At 71.2% G+C, this 5,788-nt stretch carries 7 protein-coding genes; 2 read left to right on the top strand and 5 right to left on the bottom strand.

What is annotated here, in order from left to right; translation table 11 throughout:
• Positions 1-29: 29 nt before the first annotated feature.
• Positions 30-1,538, bottom strand: a complete 1,509-nt coding sequence (locus tag ACESL7_RS08765) for a PAS-domain containing protein (protein ID WP_372892939.1) — start codon at positions 1,536-1,538, stop codon at positions 30-32.
• A gap of 76 nt (positions 1,539-1,614) precedes the next feature.
• Positions 1,615-2,994, bottom strand: coding sequence for a sensor histidine kinase RegB (gene regB / locus ACESL7_RS08760; RefSeq protein WP_372892938.1), 1,380 nt, complete (start codon positions 2,992-2,994; stop codon positions 1,615-1,617).
• An 88-nt stretch (positions 2,995-3,082) separates the two neighbouring features.
• On the opposite strand from regB, the gene ACESL7_RS08755 reads away from it, so the two are divergent.
• Together ACESL7_RS08755 and ACESL7_RS08750 are read left to right on the top strand one after the other, a co-directional pair.
• Positions 3,083-3,727 (top strand): SCO family protein, encoded by a 645-nt coding sequence (locus tag ACESL7_RS08755; RefSeq protein ID WP_372892937.1) that lies wholly within the window; start codon positions 3,083-3,085, stop codon positions 3,725-3,727.
• 73 nt (positions 3,728-3,800) lie between these two features.
• Positions 3,801-4,355, top strand: a complete 555-nt coding sequence (locus ACESL7_RS08750; protein ID WP_372892936.1) for an ActR/PrrA/RegA family redox response regulator transcription factor — start codon at positions 3,801-3,803, stop codon at positions 4,353-4,355.
• Between the two features lie 23 nt (positions 4,356-4,378).
• Here ACESL7_RS08750 and ACESL7_RS08745 read toward each other — a convergent pair whose 3' ends face one another.
• The 3 genes from ACESL7_RS08745 to ACESL7_RS08735 all read right to left on the bottom strand — a co-directional run.
• The gene (locus ACESL7_RS08745; protein WP_372892935.1) at positions 4,379-4,621 is read right to left on the bottom strand and encodes a hypothetical protein; all 243 of its coding nucleotides are present in this window, start codon (positions 4,619-4,621) and stop codon (positions 4,379-4,381) included.
• Between the two features lie 38 nt (positions 4,622-4,659).
• Complete coding sequence (locus ACESL7_RS08740) at positions 4,660-5,259, bottom strand: HD domain-containing protein (protein WP_372892934.1); 600 nt, start codon at positions 5,257-5,259, stop codon at positions 4,660-4,662.
• A gap of 90 nt (positions 5,260-5,349) precedes the next feature.
• A partial coding sequence (locus tag ACESL7_RS08735) for a calcium-binding protein (protein ID WP_372892933.1) occupies positions 5,350-5,788 on the bottom strand: 439 nt, incomplete at its 5' end.

Genomic DNA, 5,788 nt, shown 5'->3' with positions numbered 1-5,788 from the left:
CCCGCGCGGACCGAGCCGGTTGCATCCGGTCAGGACGCTGTAGCGGCCGGAGCCGGGGCGGGCAGGGCGTCCGGCTCCGGCACCCGGAACCGGGCGAGCGTCGCGCCGCCGGGGAGGGGCCTGACGGTGAGTTCGTGCGCGGCGCCGCTGCGCAGGATCAGTCGCCCGTGCCAGCACGCCGCCCCGCCCTCGCCTGCCAGCGCCGCGCGCAGTCCCGCCCAGTCCGGCCCGGGGCGGCAGCCGGCCTGCCAGAGGTCCGCCGCCTCACGGTGCGTCGTTTCGCGCAGGGCGGTGTCGGGCTCGACCTCCCAGATCCGGCGATAGGCGGCGTTCGTCAGGATCAGGCCGCCCTGCGGCGAAAAGACCGCCAGCGCCTCGTCGAGGGCGTCGAGCACCGACTGCCCGAGTTCGAGGTCGGTGCGGAAGCGGCGCGTGAGCGAGACCTCGCTCGTGACGTCCTCGATCACGACGGCAAGCGCGCCGTCGGGCTGTGGCCGGACCGTGAGACGATAGACAAGTCCGGAAGGCAGGCTCCAGCTTTCGGTGTAATCGAGACCGCCGCCGGGCCGGGCGAGCGCGTCGAGCCGCTTGCGCCATGCCGCGGGATCGCGTGGCTCCGGCATCACCTCGGTCTCGCGCAGGAGGTCGAAGAACGCCATGAGATCGGGGCGCGCGCTCAGCCGGTCGGCGGGAACGCCGGTGAGGTCGAGAAGCGCGGGATTGAAGAGCGCGAGGCGGCGCTCCCGGTCGAAGACGGCGAGCCCCTCGGAGAGCTGGGCGAAGATCTTGGTCAGCGTCTGAACGAAACTGCGCTCCGCCGCGTCGCCGTGCACGGCGGCGTCCGCCGGCGCGGCGTGGCCGAGGCATACCCCGCGCTCGGGCTGCAGCGTCACGTCGAACCAGCGCCGCGCCCCGCCCTCCGGCAGGGCGAGCGACAGCCGCCCCGTCCCCTCCGCCGGGCGCTCGAACAGGCGTGGCAAGGCCGCGCCTTCGGTCCAGCGCCGCGTTTCGAGTGCGAGCGCGCGATAGGCGGCGTTCGCCCATGTCACGCGCCCCGCCCCGTCCTCGAGCCAGGCGGGATCGGTGCAGAGCCCCGCGGCGCTGCGCATCGCGCGCAGCTCCAGCCGGTCGAGCGCATCGCGGTGGCGTGCGGCTGCATCCGGCGCGCGGTCCTCCAGCGCGAGCCGGAGGATCCCCGGGGCCACGCGGGTGATGGTGAGCCTGCCGCGCGTATCCTCGAACCGTGTCGGCGCGGCATCCTCGGCCCCCTCGGCGGTGGTGGGCAACCCGGGAAAGCGCCGCGCGAACAGGGTCGTGAGGGCGGCCCAGTCCGTGCCGCTCCCCGCCAGATCGTCGAGCAGCGCCTGCGCCGGCGGCGTGGCGTCCGCCACCTCGCCCGCGTCCACGAGGAAGGCGACGGGTGCCGCGCCTTCGGAGGGCGGGGCGGCCGGGGCGGGCCGCGCACGCAGTACAGCGACGCTCAGCGCCGCGGCGGCAAGGCTCGCGACAGCGATGGCGAGCAGTGTATCGAAGCTCAAGTCCTTCCCCCGGTGCGGGATACCGATGCCACGGGTCTTCCCGCAGCATGGTTAAGGAAGGGTTAAATCCGACGCCTCACGCGCGGATCGGGCGGTTCTGCCCGCGCGGGACCGGCGTCTCGCCGCGCACCGCGTCGATCTTGCCGCGCGGCCAGACGACCTCCACGATCGCGCCTCGCGGGGTCTGCGCGTCGCCGCCCGCCGCGTCTCCGCCGTTGGCGAAGGTGAGCTCTGCGCCAGACCGTTCCAGAAGCGTCTTGGCGATGAAAAGGCCGAGGCCCATTCCCTCGTAGCCGGGTCGCGTGCCGCGCTCGGTCCGGCGCCGGCGCATGAAGGGTTCGCCGATCCGCGCCAGCACGGCGGGCGGGAAGCCCGGGCCGTCGTCGGCGATGCGGATCCAGATCCGGGTCTCGGTCCAGCCGCTCTCGATGCGGACGGCCGAGGCCGCGAAATCCACCGCGTTCTGCACGAGGTTGCGCAGCCCGTGGATGATCTCGGGGCGGCGCAGGACGGCCGGTTGCGGCCCCTGCGCGGTGGGCGAGGTGCCGTGCAGGATGTCCTTGCCACGGTCCTCGTGCGGTTCGACGGCTTCACGCACGACCTCCTCGAGCGGGGCCTGCTTCACCTGCAGGTCGTCCTTTCCGGCGCGGCCCATCGAGCGCAGGATGTCGCGGCAGCGGTCGGCCTCGTTGCGGATCAGCGCCGCGTCCTCGCGCAGCTCGGGGCGATCGTCGAGCTCCTCCAGGAGTTCCGCCGACGTCAGCTTGATCGTGGCGAGCGGCGTCCCGAGCTCGTGCGCCGCGGCGGCCACCACGCCGCCGAGGTCGGTCAGCTTCTGTTCGCGTGCCAGCGCCATCTGGGTCGCGGCGAGCGCGTCGGACATGGCGTGCATCTCGCTGCTGACACGGCGCGAGTAGATCGACAGGAAGACGAGCGCGATCACCAGCGCCACCCAGGTGCCGGCAAGCAGGAGCTCGGGCATGCGCAGCACCTCGCCGTCGGGGGCGCGGAGCGGCCGGGCGGTGAGCGCGAGGAGCGTCACCACCGCCACGGCCACCGTCCCGAGCAGGAAGGTCGCGCGGAGCGTCAGCACCGAGGCCGAAACCGTCACGGGCCCGAGCAGCAGAAGGGCGAAGGGATTGTGCAGCCCGCCGGTGAGGTAGAACAGCACGCCGAGTTGCAGGATGTCGAAGAGCGCGAGCGCGGCGGTCTCGCGTTCGGTCAGGCGCTTGGTCTCCGGGAAGACGACGGTCGCGACAAGGTTGACGATCACGGCGGCGCCGATCGCCGTCAGGCAGAGCCCGAGATCGAGCCGTATGCCGAGGCCCCACTGGGTGATCGCGACGGCTGCAAGCTGGCCGGTGATCGCGATCCAGCGCAGCAGGATCAGCGTGCGCAGCCGGATCCAGTCGCGCCGGCGTCGCCCGGGCAGGACGGAGAGATCGGTCTCGGACATGCGCGCTTCTGGTCCCTTGCGGCGGGCTCGCCTTTGCTTAGGTAGAGTGCGCGTCGGGATCAATCCAGACGCCACGGCGGAGGGCAACATGAGACGAATGAGCGTGATCGTGACGGCCGGGGTCGTGACCGCGGCGCTGGGCGCCGGCGCCGTTACGGCCGACGGGTGGATCTCGCGTCTCTTCGGCGGCGGGGGCGAGGAGGCCTTCGCCGAGTGCCGCGGCGGTCAGGTGGCCGGCGGCGCCGGAGAGATCGGCGGGCCCTTCACCCTCGTCAACGCAGAGGGTGAGACGGTGACCGACGAGGACGTGATCACGGAGCCGTCGATCCTCTACTTCGGGTACACGTTCTGTCCGGACGTCTGCCCGCTCGACACGGCGCGCAACGCCGCCGCCGTCGACATCCTCGAGGAGCGGGGGCACTCGGTGACGCCGGTCTTCATCTCGGTCGATCCGGAGCGCGACACCCCCGAGGTGGTGGGCAACTTCGCGGCCAACATCCATCCGAGGATGATCGGCCTCACGGGCTCGCCCGAGCAGGTCAAGGCGGCGAGCGACGCCTACCGGACCTTCTACAACGTGCACGACGCGGGCGAGGACGACTTCTACCTCGTCGATCATTCGACCTTCAGCTACCTGGTCCTGCCCGGGCACGGCTTCGTCGATTTCTTCCGCCGCGACGCGGGGCCGGAGGCGATGGCGGACCGCGTGCAATGCTTCCTCGAAGCGAGTTGACGCAAGGTCCGGATTTGACCCTCGCGGTCACGCGGCCTAAGTGATATCCCGTCAAAGAACCGAGGTGGCGCCGGTGGCCGAGGCAGAGCAACCCGATCTTGGGGCCGATCCGTCCCTTCTGATCATGGACGACGACGAGTCCTTCCTGCGCCGGCTTGCCAAGGCGATGGAAAAGCGCGGTTTCGAGGTCGAGATCGCGGGCACCGTCGCGGAGGGCAAGGCCATCGTCGACAGCCGCCCGCCGGCCTACGCGGTTCTCGACCTTCGGCTGGAAGACGGCAATGGCCTCGACGTCGTCGAACAGCTGCGTGCCGCGCGCCCCGAGGCGCGCATCGTGGTGCTTACCGGGTATGGTGCGATCGCCACGGCGGTGGCCGCGGTCAAGGTCGGGGCGACGGACTACCTGTCGAAGCCGGCGGATGCCGACGATGTCACGAACGCACTGCTGGCCACCACCGAAGACATGCCGCCGCCGCCCGAGAACCCGATGAGCGCCGATCGCGTCCGGTGGGAGCACATCCAGCGGGTCTATGAGCTCTGCGACCGCAACGTGTCCGAAACGGCGCGGCGCCTCAACATGCACCGCCGGACTCTGCAGCGCATCCTCGCCAAGCGCAGCCCGCGGTAAGCGCAGCGCGCGGCAGGCGCCGGTCACGGCATCCGGAACCAGCGCCAGACCCCGAGCAGATTGATCCCCAGCAGGACGACGTTCTGCAGCGCCAGTGCAGGCGCGTCGTCGATGAGCGCGGCGGCGATCCACGAGAGAGCCGCGAAACAGAACAGCACGAAGCCCCAGGCGGTCTGGCGTGGCGGCCCGCGCCACGCGACGAGACCGGCCGCAAGCATGGTGGCGAGCGCCGCCGCCCAGCGGAGAAGCTCCGTGTCCGTTCCCATTGCCTGCCGTCAAGGCGTCCGCGGCGCTGCCGGTTCCTTCAGCCCGTCTGCGACAGGAGCGCCGCGTGCCGCGCGAGATAGGCCGCGCGGACCTCGGCCGGCGGTCGGGGGGCGATGCGATACGACCCCAGCGCGGTGGGCGGGCGACCGAAAAAGCGCGTCGCCTCGGCCTCCGAAAAGCCCGCAATCTGCACCGCCTCCATCCACGCGCTCATGCGATCGGCGCGCTTTATGCGCTGCTTCACGGTCTTCGGAAGCTCGGCCGGCAGGCCGAACCGCAGGTGTATCGCTGTCGCGAGCCGCGCTTCCAGCTCGCCGTAGCCGGGGCCGACTGCCGCCTTGACTGGGGAGATCATGTCGCCGACGACGTATTCCGGCGCATCGTGCAGGAGCGCCGCGAGCCGCCAGCGCGGGGGCGCGGTGCCGATCCGGCCGAAGATCTCTTCCACGAGGAGCGAGTGCTCGGCCACGGAATAGGGCCAGTCGCCCAGCGTCTGCCCGTTCCAGCGCGCGACGAAGGCGAGGCCGTGCGCGATATCCTCGATCTCGATGTCCACGGGCGTCGGGTCGAGCAGGTCGAGCCGACGCCCCGAGAGCATCCTTTGCCACGCGCGCGGCGGCGCTGAAGTCCTGGTCATCGTCGTCCCCTCGCCGTCGCCGTAAACCGCGAGATTGCTCAACGCAACGCCGGAGGAGGGGATCCCGGGCAGGGGCTGCCGGAGGGCGGCTCAGATGAAGATGAAATCGTCCTGCCCGAGGTCTGCGGCGGCCACGTCCTCGACCAGTATCCCGTGCCCCTGATAAGACATGAGCGCCCCTTCGGCGGTGTCGGCGATGTCGAGAGCTGCCAGGTACCCTTGCAGGCCAGAGCCGGGCGCGTTCTCGATGCCGATCATCCGGAAGGTATCGAGGCCGTCCTCGAAGTCGGTGATCACATCCGCGTCGCCGTCCTTGAAGAAGTTGTAGACGAACACGTCCGCGCCCTCGCCGCCGGTCATGGTGTCGTCGCCGTCGCCGCCGTTGATCGTGTCGTTGCCCGCACCGCCCATGATCACGTCGTCGCGGCCACCGCCGGCGAGGAAATCGTCGCCCGCGCCGCCGTCGATCACGTCGTCGCCCTCGCCGCCGCCGATGGAATCGTCTCCGGTGCCGCCTTCCAGCGTGTCC

Source organism: Rhodosalinus sp. (assembly GCF_041685465.1).
Classification (GTDB): domain Bacteria; phylum Pseudomonadota; class Alphaproteobacteria; order Rhodobacterales; family Rhodobacteraceae; genus Rhodosalinus.
Note: the sequence above shows the minus strand (reverse complement) of the source record. Positions and strands in the feature narration are given on the sequence as shown.